This is a genomic window from Herbaspirillum sp. Her2, from assembly GCF_057961375.1.
On the sequence record NZ_CM176331.1, the window covers coordinates 3,126,025 to 3,143,555 of the forward strand.

Annotated in this window: 18 protein-coding genes and 1 tRNA gene; 11 read left to right on the forward strand and 8 right to left on the reverse strand. The window is 64.0% G+C overall.

Going from position 1 to position 17,531, the window contains the following annotated elements; genetic code table 11:
• Positions 1–65: 65 nt before the first annotated feature.
• The 4 genes from ACWHXP_RS14140 (at position 66) to ACWHXP_RS14155 (ending at position 2,975) form a co-directional block, all read left to right on the forward strand.
• Positions 66–141 (forward strand) — tRNA-Lys (locus ACWHXP_RS14140).
• A gap of 164 nt (positions 142–305) precedes the next feature.
• Positions 306–809, forward strand: coding sequence for a helix-turn-helix domain-containing protein (locus ACWHXP_RS14145; protein ID WP_489635723.1), 504 nt, complete (start codon positions 306–308; stop codon positions 807–809).
• A 331-nt stretch (positions 810–1,140) separates the two neighbouring features.
• Positions 1,141–1,800 (forward strand): CC0125/CC1285 family lipoprotein, encoded by a 660-nt coding sequence (locus ACWHXP_RS14150; protein WP_489635722.1) that lies wholly within the window; start codon positions 1,141–1,143, stop codon positions 1,798–1,800.
• An 11-nt stretch (positions 1,801–1,811) separates the two neighbouring features.
• Complete coding sequence (locus ACWHXP_RS14155) at positions 1,812–2,975, forward strand: S1C family serine protease (protein WP_489635721.1); 1,164 nt, start codon at positions 1,812–1,814, stop codon at positions 2,973–2,975.
• A gap of 44 nt (positions 2,976–3,019) precedes the next feature.
• Here ACWHXP_RS14155 and lldD read toward each other — a convergent pair whose 3' ends face one another.
• Complete coding sequence (gene lldD, locus ACWHXP_RS14160; protein WP_489635720.1) at positions 3,020–4,177, reverse strand: FMN-dependent L-lactate dehydrogenase LldD; 1,158 nt, start codon at positions 4,175–4,177, stop codon at positions 3,020–3,022.
• Positions 4,178–4,202: 25 nt separating this feature from the next.
• Positions 4,203–4,940 (reverse strand): FCD domain-containing protein, encoded by a 738-nt coding sequence (locus ACWHXP_RS14165; protein WP_034333759.1) that lies wholly within the window; start codon positions 4,938–4,940, stop codon positions 4,203–4,205.
• 131 nt (positions 4,941–5,071) lie between these two features.
• Between ACWHXP_RS14165 and ACWHXP_RS14170 the strand changes: the two genes are divergently transcribed.
• Both ACWHXP_RS14170 and ACWHXP_RS14175 read left to right on the forward strand, forming a co-directional pair.
• Positions 5,072–6,919, forward strand: a complete 1,848-nt coding sequence (locus ACWHXP_RS14170; protein WP_489635719.1) for an FUSC family protein — start codon at positions 5,072–5,074, stop codon at positions 6,917–6,919.
• A gap of 331 nt (positions 6,920–7,250) precedes the next feature.
• Entirely contained in the window at positions 7,251–9,425 is a 2,175-nt protein-coding gene (locus ACWHXP_RS14175) for an SLC26A/SulP transporter family protein (protein ID WP_489635718.1), read from the forward strand.
• On the opposite strand, the gene ACWHXP_RS14180 is transcribed toward ACWHXP_RS14175, so the two are convergent.
• Positions 9,419–10,333, reverse strand: coding sequence for an alpha/beta hydrolase family protein (locus tag ACWHXP_RS14180; RefSeq protein WP_489635717.1), 915 nt, complete (start codon positions 10,331–10,333; stop codon positions 9,419–9,421). The genes ACWHXP_RS14175 and ACWHXP_RS14180 overlap by 7 nt on opposite strands.
• Before the next feature lie 176 nt (positions 10,334–10,509).
• Between ACWHXP_RS14180 and ACWHXP_RS14185 the strand changes: the two genes are divergently transcribed.
• The 3 genes from ACWHXP_RS14185 to ACWHXP_RS14195 are packed head-to-tail and all read left to right on the forward strand — an operon-like array spanning position 10,510 to position 11,882.
• Positions 10,510–10,971 (forward strand): hypothetical protein, encoded by a 462-nt coding sequence (locus tag ACWHXP_RS14185; protein ID WP_489624891.1) that lies wholly within the window; start codon positions 10,510–10,512, stop codon positions 10,969–10,971.
• Between the two features lie 6 nt (positions 10,972–10,977).
• Positions 10,978–11,496, forward strand: a complete 519-nt coding sequence (locus tag ACWHXP_RS14190) for a hypothetical protein (protein WP_489635716.1) — start codon at positions 10,978–10,980, stop codon at positions 11,494–11,496.
• An 11-nt stretch (positions 11,497–11,507) separates the two neighbouring features.
• Positions 11,508–11,882 carry a DUF423 domain-containing protein gene (locus tag ACWHXP_RS14195; RefSeq protein ID WP_121037833.1) on the forward strand — a complete coding sequence of 125 codons (375 nt, stop codon included), beginning with the start codon at positions 11,508–11,510 and terminating at the stop codon, positions 11,880–11,882.
• Positions 11,883–11,954: 72 nt separating this feature from the next.
• Here the strand turns inward: ACWHXP_RS14195 and ACWHXP_RS14200 are convergent, their stop codons facing one another.
• Genes ACWHXP_RS14200 through ACWHXP_RS14215 form a run of 4 tightly spaced genes read right to left on the reverse strand, consistent with a single transcriptional unit; the run spans position 11,955 to position 15,813 of the window.
• A complete protein-coding gene (locus ACWHXP_RS14200) occupies positions 11,955–12,644 on the reverse strand; it encodes a methyl-accepting chemotaxis protein (RefSeq protein WP_121037830.1) in 690 nt (229 codons plus the stop codon).
• Between the two features lie 56 nt (positions 12,645–12,700).
• Positions 12,701–13,513: an ABC transporter ATP-binding protein gene (locus ACWHXP_RS14205; RefSeq protein ID WP_121037827.1), complete on the reverse strand. Its 813-nt coding sequence runs from the start codon at positions 13,511–13,513 to the stop codon at positions 12,701–12,703.
• A 13-nt stretch (positions 13,514–13,526) separates the two neighbouring features.
• Entirely contained in the window at positions 13,527–14,483 is a 957-nt protein-coding gene (gene ntrB / locus ACWHXP_RS14210) for a nitrate ABC transporter permease (RefSeq protein WP_489635715.1), read from the reverse strand.
• Positions 14,484–14,541: 58 nt separating this feature from the next.
• A complete protein-coding gene (locus ACWHXP_RS14215; protein WP_420840910.1) occupies positions 14,542–15,813 on the reverse strand; it encodes a CmpA/NrtA family ABC transporter substrate-binding protein in 1,272 nt (423 codons plus the stop codon).
• A 583-nt stretch (positions 15,814–16,396) separates the two neighbouring features.
• On the opposite strand from ACWHXP_RS14215, the gene ACWHXP_RS14220 reads away from it, so the two are divergent.
• Both ACWHXP_RS14220 and ACWHXP_RS14225 read left to right on the forward strand, forming a co-directional pair.
• Complete coding sequence (locus tag ACWHXP_RS14220) at positions 16,397–16,555, forward strand: DUF3309 family protein (RefSeq protein WP_039788823.1); 159 nt, start codon at positions 16,397–16,399, stop codon at positions 16,553–16,555.
• A 226-nt stretch (positions 16,556–16,781) separates the two neighbouring features.
• Positions 16,782–17,180, forward strand: coding sequence for a hypothetical protein (locus ACWHXP_RS14225; RefSeq protein ID WP_489624889.1), 399 nt, complete (start codon positions 16,782–16,784; stop codon positions 17,178–17,180).
• Positions 17,181–17,297: 117 nt separating this feature from the next.
• On the opposite strand, the gene ACWHXP_RS14230 is transcribed toward ACWHXP_RS14225, so the two are convergent.
• Positions 17,298–17,513: a YMGG-like glycine zipper-containing protein gene (locus ACWHXP_RS14230; protein ID WP_008326509.1), complete on the reverse strand. Its 216-nt coding sequence runs from the start codon at positions 17,511–17,513 to the stop codon at positions 17,298–17,300.
• Between the last annotated feature and the right edge of the window lie 18 nt (positions 17,514–17,531).

Consider the following 17,531-nt stretch of genomic DNA (forward strand, 5'->3'; position numbering starts at 1 on the left):
TTGATCGTTTGTGAAGGCACAGTGTTGACACCGCCGATAGAGTTTGCCTATAATAGCGGTCTTTCGGGTCGTTAGCTCAGCTGGTAGAGCAGCGGACTTTTAATCCGTTGGTCGCAGGTTCGAATCCCGCACGGCCTACCAGAAATTCAGCAGTACAAGAGAAGGGCTCCAGTTCGCTGGAGCCCTTTTTTGTTGATTTGCATTGAAAACTGACCCACTTTCCCCGGAAATTTGCATCCAAAGTTGACCCATGTTTAGACCACAATCCTGCTCATGACAGCGAGCGGGAGAACGGAGTGATAGACGTGGCCCTACTTGGAATTATTCGACGCTGGTACATCAGAGACCGCATCTCAATTCGGGAAATCGCCCGCAGGCTCGACATTTCCCGCAACACAGTTCGCCGCTACATCCGATCCGATGTCAGCGAACCTGCTTATCCAGCAAGGCGTTCGCCAAGCTCGCTCGATGACTTCACCGCCAAGCTCTCCGCTTGGCTCAGCGCAGACGCGGTCAAATCTCGGAAGCAAAGAAGGACCCTAAAACAGATGTTCCTGGACTTAAGAGAACTGGGATACGAGGGGTCGTATGACCGGGTGGCTGCCTTCAGCAGGCAATGGAAGGTGGGTCAAATGGAGAGGGTCAAATCTGCGAGCAAATCAACATTGCTCGGGTTCAACAAGAACACGGTGCAGAGAATCTTCCAGCTCAAAGGTTGGCAGGTCAAGAAGCGTCCCGTTGGATTCCGACCATGGGTGCAGTCCTTGCCGTCAGTCGCTACAATTGTGTTTACCAGTAATTCTGTGTGATGATACGGACGCTTGATCTGGCTTTTAATCCGTTGGTCGCAGGTTCGAATCCCGCACGGCCTACCAGAAATTCAGCAGTACAAGAGAAGGGCTCCAGTTCGCTGGAGCCCTTTTTGTTTTTGCCCCTTCCTTCACATCCCCGCATTTCCGCGAAGCGCCTCTCCAGCGCTCGTTTCAATTTTCTCTGAAGAAAACTCCTGGTCAGCCCCCCGTCAGCCCTTTGTCAGAACGCCATGTGAAGATTCACACATTGAATCAAGGCCCTGCCGGATGAGAACTTCATACCGGCCAAAACGGGCCCACATCATCCACGACAACAAAGAACAACATGATGCTGACATCATCATTCAGGGGCGTTGCCGGCATCGTGCTGGCAGCGACAATGCTGGCCGGCTGCGCCACCGCCTACGGGCCGCGCGGACTGACCGGGGGCTATACCGATGCCAAACTGGCCGATGACCTGTACCGCGTCACCTTCTCCGGCAACGGCAAAACCAGCCGCGACATGGTCTGGCATTACTGGATCTATCGCTGCGCAGAACTGACGCAGCAACAGGGCTACTCCCACTTCATCATCCTCAAGCCCAGCGATCCCGTCCCCAAACCGGTCGCGCCGCCGATGACCAATACCTCCTGGCAAAGCGACCCGCAAGACGGCAACGATCCCCTGGCCCGGCTCACGCCCACCGCCACCCACGCTGCCCCGATCTACATCTACACACCCGGCACGCCCATCATCACCTACTCCGGCAATGCCGTGGTCAAGATGCTGCGCAAGCCCGCCGAGTATCCGGGCCAGGCCGTACTGAGCGCCGAAGTGGTCCTGCGGCTCATCGGTCCCTACGTGAAAAGCGCAGGCCAGTCACCCGCGCCCCCCGAACAGGACGTCATCAAGTCCGCCCTGGTCTTCACGCCCCTGCCGGCAGCGCAACAGCGGCGCAATGGCCAGGTCACCATCGACGACCTCAAGAACCTCCTGCCTACCCCCTGAGACGCACCTCCATGAGATCCCGCCTGACCAAGCTCCTCGGCCTGCTCGGCCTGCTCGGCCCCCTGCTCGCTGCAGCGCCGCCAGCCCACGCACTGGATGCCGAAACCCTGTTCCAGCAGCTCTCGCCCAGTATCTGGGTGGTGCAGGCCATGGACGCGCAAGGACAGATCTTCAGTACCGGTTCGGCCGTCGTGATCGGGCCGGAACGGCTGGTCACCAATTGCCACGTACTCGCGCGCGCCAGCAGCTTCAAGCTGCGGCGCGGCAATCTCACGCTGGGGGGCAAGCTGGAGTTTCCGGATCCGGAGCGCGATCTCTGCCAGGTCCGTGCCGAAGGCCTCAAGGCACCCGCCGTCACCATCGCTCCGGCGCGCAGCCTGCGGGTCGGGCAGAAGGTCTTCACGCTGGGAGCACCGCGCGCGCTGGAAGAAACGATCAGCGATGGGCTGCTTTCTGCATTGCGGCTGGATAACGAGGGCAAGCTGCGCTTCCTGCAGACCTCGGCACCGATTTCCTCGGGCTCCAGCGGCGGCGGGCTGTTCAATGACAAGGGCGAACTGATCGGCATCACTACCGCCATGATTGCCGGGGCCACGGTTCAGAATCTCTCCTTCGCTGTACCGGCCGAATGGATACGCGATCTGGAGACCCGCGGCCGCGCTGTCCTCGCCAAGCGCAACGGCACGATCAGCACGCCAACCGCAGCCACCCCCGCACCACCGGCATTGACGCAGCCTCCGGCCGCGCTGCCTGCGCCGGCAGCGCCTCCCGTCGCGATGGCTCCGCCCGCCGGGGCCGCTCCATCAACGCCGGCCAATCCGAACAGCGTGCGCAGTGGCGAGCGCTGGTACGGCTTGATGACATGCGGAGCGCGCGCCGACAACGGCGAGTTCTCGCAAGCCTATCAGGCGCATTTCGAGGCGGAAGTGGGCAAGGTCGCGATCTCCCTGCATCGCCGCGATGCCATACGGGCGGAAAACCTGACCGGCCAGTTCGGCAGCAACCGGCTCGACGTGACCGGCTTCGGCTACCGCGTCAACGATCCCGACCGGATGTGGCAATTCCGGTTTACCGGCAGCATCACCGCCGGTGCACCGATCTATGCGCTCAAGGGCGACATGCTGCGCGGCCAGGAATCAGTTCGCAAGTGCGAGCTGGTGATTGCGAAGATGTGAAGCGCCACCGAACATGAAGCAGCAGCGGCCCCCGGTTCTCAGGCTCAGATCACGGGGGCGCTGGCACCCGCCTTCACCAGGCTATCCGTACTGATCTCGCCGATCCTGCGCGCCCCCGTCAAGGTCATGGCCACCTGCATCTCCTTGGCAAACAGACTCAGCACATTCTCCACCCCGGCCTGCCCCTCTGCGGCCAGCGCATAGATGAAGGCACGCCCCAGCATCACCGTATCGGCACCCAATGCCAGCAGCCGTACCACGTCCAGCCCTGAACGCACGCCCGAATCCACCAGCAGGGCGAGATCCCCCTTCACCGCACTGGCGATCTCCGGCAAGGCGCGCGCAGTCGAGAGCACGCCGTCCAGCTGGCGGCCACCATGGTTGGAGACCACGATGCCATCGGCACCGAATCGGACCGCCTCGCGTGCATCCTCGGGATCAAGGATGCCCTTCAACAGCATGCTGCCCTGCCAGGAATCGCGTATCCACTGCAGGTCATGCCAGCCGATGCCCGGATCGAAATTGGCCCCCAGCCAGCCTACGTAATCTTCCAGTCCGGTCTTCTTGTTGAGATAGGCCGAGACGTTGCCGAGATCATGCGGACGTCCCAGCAAACCCACATCCCACGCCCAGCGCGGATGCGTGACGGCCTGCAGATAGCGGCGCAGCGCCGCATTGGGCCCGGACATGCCCGAATTGCGGTCGCGATAGCGTGCGCCCGGCACCGGCATGTCCACCGTGAACACCAGCGTGCGCACACCCGCCGCCCAGGCGCGGTCCAGCACGTTCTTCATGAAGCCGCGATCCTTGAGCACATACAGCTGGAACCAGATCGGCCGCGTCACCGCCTGCTGCACCTCTTCGATCGGGCACACCGACACCGTCGACAAGGTGAAGGGGATGCCCGCCTTCTCCGCCGCCCGCGCCGCCTGCACCTCCCCGCGCCGGGCATACATCCCGGTCAGGCCGACCGGCGACAGCGCCAGCGGCATGGCCAGCGACTGGCCCAGCAGCGTGGTGGAGAGATCGACTTCGCCCACTTCCTTGAGTACCCGCTGACGCAAGGCCAGCTGGCGCAGGTCCAGCGAATTGCGCGCCAGCGTGTGTTCATCGTAGGCACCGCCGTCGATGTAGTCGAACAGGAAACGCGGCAAGCGACGCCGGGCGGCTTCGCGGTAATCGTGGGTGGAAGAGATGATCATGATGGTCCTGGTAACGTGAAAGAAATCAAACGGCAGCGGCACGCCGCGCACGGGCGGGGGCTTCTTCGATGTCCAGCAGGCGCTGCTGCACGAAGTCGAGATGCGCATTGGCATGCTGGCGCGCCTCTTCGGCGCGGCCGGCGAGGATGGCATCGAGGATCTGGCGATGTTGCTGATCCAGCTGGGCCACGATGTCCGGCAGGCGATACAGCTGGCGCAGGGTGTCGGCAATGCTGATCTCCAGCAGCCGCAACAGGCCCGACATCACCTGCCGCAACACCACATTGCGCGAGGCCTGGGCGATGGCGAGATGGAAGGCCGCATCGGTGCGCGCCTGCGCGGCCAGATCGTCGAGCGGCGCAGTGGAGACTGCTAGATAGGCCTGCTGCAGGCGGCGCTTGTCGTCGTCGCTGGCGCGCAGGGCGGCGAAATAGGCCGCATCGCCTTCCAGCGAAAAGCGGATCTCGGCGACGTCCTTCCAGTAGCCGGCATCGCTGCGCGCCAGTGGCGCCAGCGGCTGCAAGGCCTCGGCAATCGGGTCGGTCAGCGCCGCCTGCTCATCGTCCGCCATGAAGGTGCCGCCACCGTGACGCGCCACCAGCACACCCCGGCTGGCCAGCACGCCAATGGCCTCGCGCAGGGACGAACGCGACACCCCGAACTCGGCCGCCAGCGTGCGTTCAGACGGCAGCTTCTGGCCCGGTGCCAGCGCTTGCCGGGCAATCAGGCTGGCCAGGCGATCAACCAGGGGAGAGGCAGTCATCGGCAACTCACTTTCTTGGTGGTCGGACCACTTTGCAGGATCCTTGGGGAGAAATTGCAGTCGATTGTAGTATTCGCTTCTCGGACGCCACAATGCCTTTGCATAGTGGTCCGACCACTTCCGTATTCGCCATGCGACTCCTGCTCCGTTCATCTGCCCGTCCACTCGCTGCCCATGCCCGCCGCATTGCCCGGCGGCTGGAACTGCGTTCCTTCCCCCTGTTGCAGGAGCAGTTCAATGCCGGGGAAGGCGTGCGCGCCGGCGTGGCCATTGCCTTGCCGCTGGCAGCCGCGATGCTGAGCGGCCAGCGCTGGCTGGCATGGGCCGTGTTCGCGGCCTTCTGGACCTGCCTGTGCGACGCGCCGGGGCCGCAAGCACAACGCCGCAGGCTGCTGGGCGGCTTTGCCGTGGCAGGCACGGCGGTGGCCTTCTTCGGTGCCTGGAGCGCCTCCTGGGGCCCGCACGCGGCCCTGCTGAGCGCGCCGTTGATGGTGCTGGGGGTGGTGACGCTGACCGCTGCCATCGAGTCCGGCACCCTGCTGGGGACGCTGCTGGCGGTGGTCGCCGTGGTGGCGGCTGGTTTTCCGCACGGGGCGGCGATGGCCGCGCTGCAGGCCGCCTCCTTCTGCGCCGGTGCCGCCTGGGCCTGGCTGCTGATCAATCTGGCCTGGCGTCTCGACGACCAGGCTGCCCTGCGCCAGGCGGCCCGTGCAGCGCTGCTGCGCATGATGGACATGAGCCTGGCCCTGCTGGCCGCGCCGCCCGGACAGCACCGCGACCAGCACTGGCACCGTGAGCACGGCGAACACCGCCGCGCCACACGGCTGGCGCTGGAACGCCTGCGGACCATGCTGCAGCGGCATGCGGGCACACCCATGGCCGAGGCGGATGCATGGGAACGCCGGCTGGAAGCCTGCGAAATGCTCTTCCACACCCTGATCGCACTGGAGCATGCGGCCATCCAGCAATTGGCCAGTCCGGGCGAGCGCCGCCGGGCTGCGCGTGTGGCCAGCGCCGTGCTGCTGCACGCCCTCGCCGTTCTGGAGACATCCCCCGCGAAGGCCAACCGGCCGCGCAGCGCCCGACCGCACGCTGCAGCAGCCGATCCCCTGATCGCCGGCTGCCTGCGCGCCCTGGCGCAAGCCGACCGCCTGCTGCAGGCACGGCAAGCCGCGCACGCCGGCGCCTGTTCGTCGCAGCCCTCGCCAGCCCCGGCGGTCCCGCCCCACAAGCGCCTGCGCGCCGGCCTGCTGCGGGGCGTGCAACAGGGGGGACGCCAGGCTGCCGGCGTGGCCGCCGTGTTCTATGCGGCCGAGGCCTTTCATCTGGGCTATCCGTATTGGGCGACGATGGCGGTGGTCGTGGTGTTGCAGGGCGCGGCGCGCCAGACCTGGACACGCTGCCTGGAACGCATCCTGGGCAGCCTGCTGGGCGGCCTGCTGGCCTTGACGCTGCTGCAGCTGGTCCCGGCCCACGGGCTGCTGCTGCCGCTGGTGGCGGTCCTGCTGGCAGGGCTGGCAATTGCCCTGCGGCTGGTGAACTACACGGTGTTCGTGGTGTTTCTGACCATGCTCTTCATCTGCGTGACCGACATGCTGCAGCCCGGCACCGGGATCGCCTCGGCCCGCGCACTGGACAACCTGATCGGCAGCGCTGCCGCCCTGCTGGCCGCGCTGGCGCTGTGGCCCGATCTCGGCGCTACGCCGCGCCAGCGCATCGCGGCCGGACTGGCAGCCAATCGCGCCTATCTGGACGCCGTCCAGTCGCAGCAGCCAGCTCCTGTGCTGCGACAGCTGCAACGCCAGGCCGGACTGGCCAGCATCGAGGCCGAAACCGCGCTGCACGAGCTCGGCGGTCTGCGCCGCCAGCGCGACGCCCTGAGCGCCGATGAAGTCGCTTCCCTGCGCAGCCTGCGTGAACTGGCCGGGCAAGCCTCGGTTCAGTGGCACCGGCAAAACGGCCGCGCCGACGCTCCCTGAAAAACGGCGCTTCCCTTCATCTTTTTCCGGAGGGAAAGTGCGCAACCTCAACACCGGCGCGGATATCTGCCCAAACCTTCACTTCCCTCATCAAACCGGGGCAATGTTGTCATCCTGTCATTTTCGTGTGATAGATTGCGCTTCATGATTGGCACTACCGGAACAACGGCGACGACTGCGGCATGCAGCGCGAAGCGCCGGGCCGGTAACGCGCGCGGGGGCGCGCAGGCACACGCCAGACAACAACAACGACCGGCAGCAACGACCGGTCCTTATCGATGGGGGTACAGGCATGCCGCACAAACGCGCAGCCTTCGGGGAAAGTCATCTGATGCCGCAATCCACACTGCTGGCGCGCGCACGCCATTGGCTGGGCAGCCTGCCGGCGGCTTGCGTGGTGGCGCTGGTGTCGGTGAGCTATGCGGTCAGCTATGCCGTCATGATCTTTGGCGGCAGTGGCGATGCCCTGCTGCAGGCCGGGCTGCCGCTGATGTTCGTCACCAGCGTGCTGTGCCTGCTGGTGATCTGCTTCACCAGTTCGCTGCCCTTCATGCTGGGCGGGGCGGACTCCAATTCGGTCGGCCTGCTCTCGCTGATGGTCGGCGGCATCAGCGCCACCATGCAGCGCGCCCAGCTCTCTCCAGCCGAGATCCTGGCCACCGTCACCATCGCCATCACCCTCAGCAGCCTCCTGGTCGGATTGGCGCTCATGGCGCTGGGCGCACTGCGGCGCGGCAACCTGGTGCTGTTCGTGCCGTTCCCGGTGGTCGGCGGCTTCCTGGCCGGGACTGGCTATCTGCTCTGGAGCGGTGCCTTCACGGTGCTGACCGGGCATCCCCTGGGACTGGATGCCCTGCGCACCGGCATCGACCTGCACTGGCAGGAACTGCTGCCGGTGGCCATCGTGGTGATCGGCATGCTGGGCCTGCCGGGCCGCAAGTTCGATCATCCGCTGGCGCTGCCGGTCTCGCTGGCGCTGGCCAGTGCGGCCTTCTATGGCGCGCTGGCGGCCAGCGGACTGTCGCTGGCGCAGGCCCGCGCGCTGGGCTGGATGTTCGCGCCGCTGAGCCTGGGCCATGTGCAGCTGCCGGTGCAGGTCTCCTGGTCGCTGGTGCACTGGGACATCCTGTGGCGCCACTATGGAGAATTGCTGGCCCTGATCGCCGTGACCACGCTCGCGATTCTGCTCAATGCCACCGGTGTGAGCCTGGCCACGCGGCGCGAAGTGGATTTCAACCGCGAACTGCGCAGTGCCGGCCTGGCCAACATGCTCAGCGGATGCTTCGGGGGCGTGGTCGGCTGCCATTCGCTCTCGCGCACCTTGCTCAATTACCGCTTCGGCTCGCGCGATCGCGTCGCCACCCTGCTGGCGGCGGTGCTGTGTCTGGTGTGCGCGCTGTTCTTCATTCCGCTGCTGGGCTATTTCCCCAAGCCGGTGCTGGCAGGGCTGTTGATCGGCCTGGGTGGCGGACTGCTCAATGAATGGCTGGTCCGCAGCCGCCGTCTGGCGCGCGGGGATTATTTCCTGATCGTGCTGATCGTGGCGGTGGTGGCCTGCTATGGCTTCGTCACCGGCGTGGCGCTGGGCGTGGTGGTGGCCTGCGTGCTGTTCGTGCTGGACTATGGCCGGGTGTCCTGCGTGAAGATGGAATTCACCGGCGCCACCCTGCACTCCAAGCTGGAGCGCGGTGCCGCAGCCCATGCGGAACTCAAGCAGCTGGGCCAGCGCGTCTTCGGCATGCGCCTGCAGGGTTTCCTGTTCTTTGGCAGCGCCAACCAGATCGTGCATCGGGTGCGCGAGCAATTGCAGTCGCCGCGCCAGTTCATCATCATCGACTTCCGCCACGTGCAGGGACTGGATGCGTCCACCTCGCAGAGCTTCGTCAAGCTGGCGCAGGTGTGCGAGCAATACAAGGTGACCCTGATCCTGACCGGCATTGCCGATCCCATCCGCCGTCCGATTGCGCGTGCCGCATTCAGCGGCACGGCACCGCGCGAGTTTGCCGATCTCGACCTGGCGCTGGAATGGGTGGAAGACCGCCTGCTGAAACAAGCCATGCGGAATGAATCGCGCGATGCCCTGCACAGCAGCCTGGCCGAGCATTTTGATGCGCGCGAAATGGCGTCGCTCATGGCGCGCTTGGAGAAGGTGGAACTGGCCGCTGGCACGCTGCTGTTCCGCAAGGGCGATGCGGGTGATTCGATGTATTTCATTGACGAGGGAATGGTCAGCATCTCGCTGCCGCTGGAGGGCGGCGGCCGCATGCGCCTGCGTTCTTTCGGCAGTGCCACCATCGTCGGCGAGATGGCGCTCTATCGCGGCCAGCGGCGCACCGCCGACGTCGTCACCGACCGCCCCACACTGGCCTGGCAGCTGACGCTGGCCAGCCTGCGCCAGCTGGAGCAAGAGGACCCGGCAACGGCCTTGCGCCTGCATGCGTATGTGGTCAAGGTCATTGCCAGCCGGCTGGAATCGACCAATGAGGCGTATCGGCTGGCTTATTGAGCCGCACGCAGTGCCGGCAGGCCGAGCTTGTCGAGAAACTCGCCGACAATGGGCTCCCAGATCTCGGGGCCACGGGCGAAGAGCGTATGCCCGTTCTGGGCGAAGGGCGGCAGGAGCCGATAGTCTGCATTGCCACCGGCCTTGACGAAGGCCTCGTGCCACGCCTTGCTGTGGACCGGGGCGAAGTAGAGGTCGTTCTCGGTATAGCTCCACAACATGGGCATCTTCGCGGCATGGCCAAAGCGGGCATACATCTCTTCCAGCAGCTGGGGGGCGCAGGGATTGCCGGGACGTTTTTCCGGATCGCCGCCGGAGCCGCCGGCAAAATTGATCGCGCCCACTACCCCCTCGGGATTGCGCGCGGAAGCGGCCACCGTGAGGTAGCCCCCCACCGACTGTCCCACCAACAGCACACGCTTGGCATCGACATACGGCTGCTGCCTGGCGTAATCCAGCACGGCCAGGATTTCGGTGCTGCCGGCCTCGGCCATGGGCGCGTAATCCTTGCTGGAGCAACTGCCGCTGTCCTCGGGATCGAACTGCGTCATGTAGGCGCCGTAGCCGATGCGGGTCGGCTCGAAGACGGCAAAGCCGCGCGAGACAAAGTAGCGCACCTGCCTGGTGAAGCGAAAACGCGGCGGATCCTGACGATTGGTGGGACTGCGTCCGTGACTGAGGATGACCACCGGAAAAGGCCCCGGTCCGGCCGGCTTGAACTGGGTGATGACGACCTTGCCGCTCTCTTGCCGGCCATACAGGTCCTTGACGCTGACATCGATGCTGGTGACCGATTCGTTGATGTCCAGTGCCAGCTGCTGGGCGCGTCCAGAGAAGGGAACCAGGAGCAGGCCGCACAGGCCCAGTGTCGACAGCAGCCTGCCGAAGGCGAAGAAAGAGAATTGGCGCATGGAATTTTTATGATGAGGGCCGAGCAGGCCGGAGCGCATAAGCTACCGCCAGTGCCGAGCGCCAGGCAAGCACTTTTGCAAGTCGACGGCTGGCGCCTCCAGTCACGGCGATCCTATATACTGCTGCCTTCCCCGTAGCCACCACGGGCCGCGCGTGGCGCGGTCCTGCATTGACCATGTCCGAGCAAGCCCCCGAACCGATCTTCCCCGATGATGCCGTTGCCGGTGCCGACACCATCCCCGCACCGCGCACATGGATCGTGCTGCAGAACGTGCAGGAGGTGGAGACCTGGATCGACACCTACAACCGCGAGCTGCAGGCCGTGGTATTCCGTCACAAGATGAACACCGTCAACGCCGGCCAGGGCATCTGCTTCACGCTGGAACTGGGCGGCGAGATCCATCTGCACACCACGCCCGAAGGCCAGATCCTGCTGGACGTGAGCGAGGAAGCCTCATGGGCGGCCCCGGTCATCAGCGCTGCCGCCAACGTGCCGGCCCCCGCAGGCAGCGTCTGGGTGCTGCCGCCGGATACGCTGACGCAACTGATCCTGGGATTGTCGGGGCTGATCGCCACGTCGCAGTTCGTGTTGCGGCATGAATATCGGCTGGGCAAAGGCGTACGTCCGACTTATTGAATCAAAATGAAAATACGCATACTCGTCCTGTTACTTGGATTGCCGTCGTTTCCTGCGCTGGCAGCGCCCCTCTCCCAGAGCCTCTGCAAGCCGGGAGAGAAAATCATTTACAGCTGCCAGACCGCGCGCAAGAAAACGGCGTCACTATGCGCCTCGGCGGACTATCCCGACAAGCGCAGTCGCTTGCAATACCGCTTCGGGACTGCAAGCAAGATCGAGATGCAATTTCCCGATACGCCCCAGCCTGCGGAAGGACGATTCTTTCGCAGCTACACCATGTATTCGGGTGGTTACGAATCGCATGTCCGTTTCAGTACCGACAGCTACGATTATTTTTACTATGACCGGATGATTCGCACCGGTTTCAAGGGGCAGAACCTCCCCAAGGATTCCTCCGGACTGGTGGTGCGTGAACGCAGCAGCGGCAAGGAACAGCATCGCGCTTGTTATCCGGATGCCATCGAGACAGCGGGCAAAGATGGCCTGCCGGAGACGGAACTGGAAACCCTGAATCTTCCCGACTGAAAGCAAGACCGATGAAAGAACGCACCCTGATCGCCGCTGGCGCGCTGAACATGTTCGTGGCCGTGGGCTGTGGCGCCTTCGGCGCGCACGGTTTGAAGAAAATGATTTCCGAAGAGATGCTGGCGATCTGGCATACCGCCGTGACCTACCAGGTCATGCACGCGCTGGGCATGATCGCCGTGGCGCTGCTGATGCCGCGCATGGCCGGTGCCGCGCTGCACTGGGCCGGCCGGCTGATGCTGGCGGGCATCGTCATCTTCAGCGGAAGCCTCTACTTGCTGGCCCTGACCGGCACCCGCATCCTCGGTGCCATCACGCCGTTTGGCGGTGTGGCCTTTCTCGCAGCGTGGCTGCTGGTGGCGTGGGCAGCGCTGAAGAGCCGATAAGCAGCATTAAGCAAAATTCAATGCTCTGGAAAAGAGCATTGAACGCAGATGAATGGTACCAGGAAGGCGCATTCAGGCCGCAGCGCCACTCAGCGCTTCCTTGACCAGTTCATCGATTTCACCGGTGATGTTGGAAAGCACACCAGCCACCACCGAGAATTCCCTGCCAGCCTGTCCTGATCGCGCTGCCACGATGCGGGCATTGAAGGCCACCATCTTGGCTTCGCGTGCAATGGTTTCGATGTCGGTCATGATGCCGCGCAACTGCTCGCGCATGAGGCGCGCATGCTTCTTCGACTGCGCTTCGTAGACCGCCGTGATCTCGTTCAACACGGCCAGCAGCGGCGTGGTTTCCTGCACCAGCTGTTCCAGCAGGGCCGGACCGGTCTTGAGCTTGTCCTCGATGGCATTGAGCGCACGTTGCGCCAGTTCGGCAAAACTGGTGATGCGCGCATCGCCCCGGCTGCGTCCGAAATACACCTCTTCCAGCTCCGGGCAGAATACGCCGGGCAAGTCCCCGGAGCGCTTGAGCAAGGCCGCATGGGCGCTGCGGAACAGTCCCAATGCCTCGCGCGCAGTGGCACAAGCTCCCTGCTGGCCCTGTGCTGCGAGCACCGCGTACAACACCAAGCGCTGCGACGTGAAGCGGCGGCGGCCAGAGAGATTGATCAGGGCACCAAACACTTCGCCCGAGAGCGGAACGAGTGCGGACTCCTCAGCGCCCTCAACAGGGGCCTCCTCGATGACAGCCAGGCTGCTCATGGACATCTCCTTCAATTGCATTGGACAGGTGGCCGGCAGAAGGGTCTGACGCGGGCTTACGCCGCTTCCCGCGCCGGATGCGCCTGCTTGCGATACAGGAACTCCAGCACCGCCGTGCGATAGGCACCATACTGCGCATCCTGCGCCAGCGAGACACGGTCGCGCGGACGCGGCAGCTTCACTTCCACGATCTCGCCAATTGTGGCAGCGGGACCATTGGTCATCATCACGATGCGGTCCGACAGCAGCACCGCCTCATCCACATCGTGGGTCACCATCACCACCGTCGATTCAGTCTTGGCCACGATCTTCAACAACTCATCCTGCAGGTGCGCACGGGTCAGTGCATCGAGTGCGCCGAAGGGTTCATCCATCAGCAGGACCTTGGGCTCCATCGCCAGCGCGCGGGCAATGCCGACGCGCTGCTTCATGCCGCCGGAGATCTCATTGGGCCGCTTGCTCTCGGCCGCCGTCAGGCCGACCAAGGCCAGCGCGGCGCGCGTGCGGTCACGCAGCTGGGTGCGATTTTCGCTGGCACCGAACACCCGCTCCACACCGAGATAGATGTTTTCATAGCAGGTCAGCCACGGCAGCAGCGAGTGGTTCTGGAACACCACTGCACGCTCCGGGGCCGGACCACCGATCTCGCGATTGGCACACAGCAGTACGCCATCACTGGGCTTGAGCAGGCCCGCAATCAGGTTCAGCAAGGTCGACTTGCCGCAGCCGGAGTGGCCGATCAAGGTGACGAACTCGCCCTTGGCCACCGTCAGGTTGATCTCGCGCAGTGCATGGAAGACGCCCTTCCTGGTGTGGAACACCATCTCCACACCGTGGATGTCGATGAACTTGCCGTTGATGTTGTCCATGATCCTGCCCTCCTCAGTTGTTGACCTGCTCGTAGGTGAACGCCTTGGCCAGCGCCACCAGCAATTGTTCCAGCACCAGCCCGACCACCCCGATGACGACGATGGCGATGATGATGTGCGGCACGTTCAGGTTGTTCCATTCATCCCAGACCCAGAAGCCGATGCCGACGCCGCCGGTCAGCATCTCGGCGGCCACGATCACCAGCCACGCAGTACCGATGGAAAGGCGCACGCCGGTCAGCATGTAGGGCAATACCGAAGGGAAGAGGATCTTGGTCAGCACCTTCCATTCGGAGAGATTGAGCACGCGCGCCACGTTCATGTAATCCTGCGGCACGCGCTGCACACCGACGGCCGTGTTGATGATCATCGGCCAGATCGAGCAGATGAAGATCGACCAGATCGCCGCCGGATTGGCCGACTTGAACACCAAGAGGCCAATGGGCAGCCAGGCCAGCGGCGAGACCGGACGCAGCAGGCTGATGATGGGGCCGAACATGCGCGAGAGGAATTCCACGCGGCCAATCGCAAAGCCCAGCGGAATGCCCACCAGCGCCGCCAGTCCGAAGCCCATGCCGACCCGCTGCAGCGAAGCCAGCACGTTCCAGCCTATGCCCTGGTCGTTGGGACTGTTGCGGTAGAAGGGATCGGAAAACATCACGCCCGCTTCCTTCAGGGTCACCCATGGCGTGGGGAAGCTGGCGGTCTTCAAGGCGATGATCTGCCAGACCAGCACCAGCAGCGCCACCCCCAGCAGGGGCGGCACCACGCGCATGAAGAGGCCGCCCGCAATGATCTTCTTGCGCAGGCTGCGCGCTTTCACGCTGCCGGCAGCGCTGGCGGCGGGTGCCCCCTGCGCTTCGTTGGCGGCGGCTGCACGCACCGGCTCGCTGGCAGCAGACACGCCGGCGTGGCCGTTGCCAGCGGGCTTGGCGTTCTCACCCATGATGCTCTCTGCGACTGCACTCATCATCTTCCCCTTGCTCTAAGCACTTCACCTTGATGGACACGGCGCAGGCCGCACCCGCTTACACCTTGATCTTGAACGCCTGCGCGTAGGCCGCCGGATTCTTGCCGTCCCACACCGTGCCGTCCATCAATTTGGAACTGCGCATGACCTCCTTGGGCAGCGGTGTCTTGGTCATGGCGGCAGCGTCCTTGTAGAGATCGATCTGGTTGACCGACTTGGCCACGGCGAGGTAATCCGGATCACTCTTCAACAGGCCCCAGCGGCGGTGCTGGGTCATGAACCACATGCCATCGGAGAGGAAGGGGAAGTTGACCTGGCCTTCGTCGTAAAACTTCATGTAGTTGGGATCGTCCCAGGTCTTGCCCAGGCCGTTCTGGTAGCGCCCGAGGATGCGCTGGTCGATCACGTCCTTGCTGGTGTTCACATAGGATTTGTCGGCGATCACCTCGGCCATCTTGTTCTTGTTGGCCAGCGAGGCATCGATCCACTTGCTGGCCTCCAGGATGGCGGCCATCATGGCGCGACAGGTGTTGGGGTACTTCTGCACGAACTCCAGCGAAGTGCCCAGCACCTTCTCGGGATGGTCCTTCCAGATGTCCTGGGTGGTGATGGCGGTGATGCCCACGCCATCGACGATGGCGCGATGGCCCCAGGGCTCGCCCACGCAGAAGCCATCCATGTTGCCCACCCGCATGTTGGCCACCATCTGCGGCGGCGGGACCGTAATCACCTTGGCATCCTTCATCGGATTGATGCCGTTGGCGGCCAGCCAGTAATACAGCCACATCGCGTGGGTGCCGGTCGGGAAGGTCTGTGCGAAGGTGTATTCGCGCTTGTCGGTCTGCATCAGCTTGTAGAGCGATGCGCCATCGACTGCCCCCTTGTCAGCCAGCTTTTTGGACAAGGTGATGGCCTGGCCGTTATGGTTCAGGCCCATCAGCACCGCCATGTCCTTCTTCTGGCCGCCGATGCCCAGTTGCACGCCATAGATCAGGCCATACAGCACGTGGGCCGCGTCCAGCTCGCCGTTGGTGAGCTTGTCGCGCACGCCGGCCCAGGAGGCTTCCTTGCTGGGGACGATCTTGATGCCGTACTTCTTGTCGAAACCCAGCACCGAGGCCATCACCACCGAGGCGCAATCGGTCAGGGGGATGAAGCCGATCTTGACTTCTTCCTTTTCCGGCTTGTCCGAGCCGGCCGCCCACGCACCGCCCGGGAGCATGCCCAGCATGCCACTGCCGGCGGCCAGTGCACCGCCCTGCAGGAGCGTGCGGCGCTTGCCGTCCACCCTGTCCGCTGCCTTGAGCGCGCTGTCCTGTGCATCCTGCATGCCGCTGCCGAGCGCGCCTGTCTTGTCTGCCTGACCTTTGGATTCCATAGCACCATTCCCCTTGCGTTGCGATTTGAAGAAAGCCCAAACAAAAAAAGGCGTGTTCCGACATGGATGACCCATACCGGAAGACGCCTTTGTCCTGGACGGCGCGACCGCCATTGGCCACACCTTCACGTTGCTTGCGCATTGCTGCGCTTGTGCATCAGCTTCAGCAAAGAGCGTGCCAGAACCGCGACGCACCTCGAAAAGCCGCATGGGAACTGCGTTGCAAGGGAACACGATGATATCCGCAGCGGCAGGAGGAGGACCTCGCGGCGCGATCAAATCGGGCGGGATCCGCACTTCGGTTGTGCCTTGCACCAAGTTGGCAGCGATTTGTCAGGGTCGCAACGATGGCCTGCGCTGGCCAAGCCGGGGGCGCGGCCACCTACTCACGCTTGCCGGATTTTCCTACAGCACATTGCGATGGGCGCTGATCGTGCGGCGGACCGGCTGACCCTAAGATGACCCCAGCTTTACGAATCACCCGGCGCTTGCACCCTGGCGGGCAAGAACGAACTCAATAACAAAGGAGAAATCCATGACCCTCGGCACCATCCTGCTCATCGTCCTGATCCTGATCCTGCTCGGCGTCATCCCCGCTTGGCCGCACAGCCGCAGCTGGGGCTATGGTCCCAGCGGTATCGCTGGCACCATCGTCATCATCCTGCTGATCCTGCTGCTGCTCGGCAAGATATAAGGCGGGGCGGCAGCCGGCCTGTGCGGTCCGGCTGCCCTGGCCCCAGCCTTCGGACGCTCCCTTCCCTCCCGCAAGCCTGATACCATCCGGTGGCGGACGGAAAAACGGCGCGGACGGTGCCTGTCACCGTCCGCGCCGTTTGCTTGTGGACGCCGCCCCGCCCCGCCGGGGCAAGCTCACGCGCATGGCTTTCCCTGCTCCCGTACCGTGATGAGGCTGACATCAGATGAACAATAAATTCCTCGCTTCTCCCCTGCCCGCTCTCCTGGCGGCCCTGAGCCTGCTTTGCGCGGCCGCCGCGCACGCTGCTGAAGAAGATGTCAGCAAGGCCGATCCCCAGCGCTGGTACCAGGATGACAACAGCGCCAAAGGCCGGCTGCAAAACCTGAACAAGGAAACGGCGGCCGCCTATGCCGAAGCGCTGCAGGGCTGCCGCAGCCTACGCGGGAAGGATGCTGCAGCCTGCCGCAAGCAAGCCGCCGACGCCAGGTCGCAGGATGCTGCGCGGGCACAGCGCATCTTCAAGGACTACCAGGGCGGCGAACCCGTTGCGGTATCCGTCAAGGGTGACCCCAAACAGATGCACAATCACCACAAGCACGGCAGCCACCCGGCTCCGAAATAAACTGGCTCCCTCCACTGCCTGAATGCAACAACGCCGCAACAGGTCACCCTGTCGCGGCGTTGTGGTGGGCCGCTCCTCAGCGCGAGGAGCGGCGGCCGGGATCAGCCGACCAGCGAATTACTTGCCGACCTGATTGCCGATGACGCCACCGACGGCGGCACCACCCACGGTCCCGATGGCGCTGCCACCGGTGAGGACTGCACCACCGACGGCACCGGCACCTGCGCCGATGGCGGTGTTCTTGTCTTGCTGGGTCATGCCGCTGCAGCCGGTCAGGGCGGCAAAGGCACAGATGGCTACCGAGGTCACTGCCAGTTTTTGCATGGTCTTCATGATGACTCCTTCCTCTTT

What these genes read in the sequence shown, in the direction of transcription:
- ACWHXP_RS14200 (WP_121037830.1), bottom strand. Translation starts at nt 12,644, where the DNA reads ATGAGCAGCCTGGCTGTCATCGAGGAGGCCCCTGTTGAGGGCGCTGAG.
- ACWHXP_RS14230 (WP_008326509.1), bottom strand. Translation starts at nt 17,513, where the DNA reads ATGAAGACCATGCAAAAACTGGCAGTGACCTCGGTAGCCATCTGTGCC.
- ACWHXP_RS14170 (WP_489635719.1), top strand. Translation starts at nt 5,072, where the DNA reads ATGCGACTCCTGCTCCGTTCATCTGCCCGTCCACTCGCTGCCCATGCC.
- ACWHXP_RS14175 (WP_489635718.1), top strand. Translation starts at nt 7,251, where the DNA reads ATGCCGCAATCCACACTGCTGGCGCGCGCACGCCATTGGCTGGGCAGC.
- ACWHXP_RS14165 (WP_034333759.1), bottom strand. Translation starts at nt 4,940, where the DNA reads ATGACTGCCTCTCCCCTGGTTGATCGCCTGGCCAGCCTGATTGCCCGG.
- ACWHXP_RS14225 (WP_489624889.1), top strand. Translation starts at nt 16,782, where the DNA reads ATGAACAATAAATTCCTCGCTTCTCCCCTGCCCGCTCTCCTGGCGGCC.
- ACWHXP_RS14220 (WP_039788823.1), top strand. Translation starts at nt 16,397, where the DNA reads ATGACCCTCGGCACCATCCTGCTCATCGTCCTGATCCTGATCCTGCTC.
- ACWHXP_RS14215 (WP_420840910.1), bottom strand. Translation starts at nt 15,813, where the DNA reads ATGCAGGATGCACAGGACAGCGCGCTCAAGGCAGCGGACAGGGTGGAC.
- ACWHXP_RS14190 (WP_489635716.1), top strand. Translation starts at nt 10,978, where the DNA reads ATGAAAATACGCATACTCGTCCTGTTACTTGGATTGCCGTCGTTTCCT.
- lldD (WP_489635720.1), bottom strand. Translation starts at nt 4,177, where the DNA reads ATGATCATCTCTTCCACCCACGATTACCGCGAAGCCGCCCGGCGTCGC.
- ACWHXP_RS14150 (WP_489635722.1), top strand. Translation starts at nt 1,141, where the DNA reads ATGCTGACATCATCATTCAGGGGCGTTGCCGGCATCGTGCTGGCAGCG.
- ACWHXP_RS14185 (WP_489624891.1), top strand. Translation starts at nt 10,510, where the DNA reads ATGTCCGAGCAAGCCCCCGAACCGATCTTCCCCGATGATGCCGTTGCC.
- ACWHXP_RS14195 (WP_121037833.1), top strand. Translation starts at nt 11,508, where the DNA reads ATGAAAGAACGCACCCTGATCGCCGCTGGCGCGCTGAACATGTTCGTG.
- ACWHXP_RS14180 (WP_489635717.1), bottom strand. Translation starts at nt 10,333, where the DNA reads ATGCGCCAATTCTCTTTCTTCGCCTTCGGCAGGCTGCTGTCGACACTG.
- ACWHXP_RS14205 (WP_121037827.1), bottom strand. Translation starts at nt 13,513, where the DNA reads ATGGACAACATCAACGGCAAGTTCATCGACATCCACGGTGTGGAGATG.
- ACWHXP_RS14155 (WP_489635721.1), top strand. Translation starts at nt 1,812, where the DNA reads ATGAGATCCCGCCTGACCAAGCTCCTCGGCCTGCTCGGCCTGCTCGGC.
- ntrB (WP_489635715.1), bottom strand. Translation starts at nt 14,483, where the DNA reads ATGAGTGCAGTCGCAGAGAGCATCATGGGTGAGAACGCCAAGCCCGCT.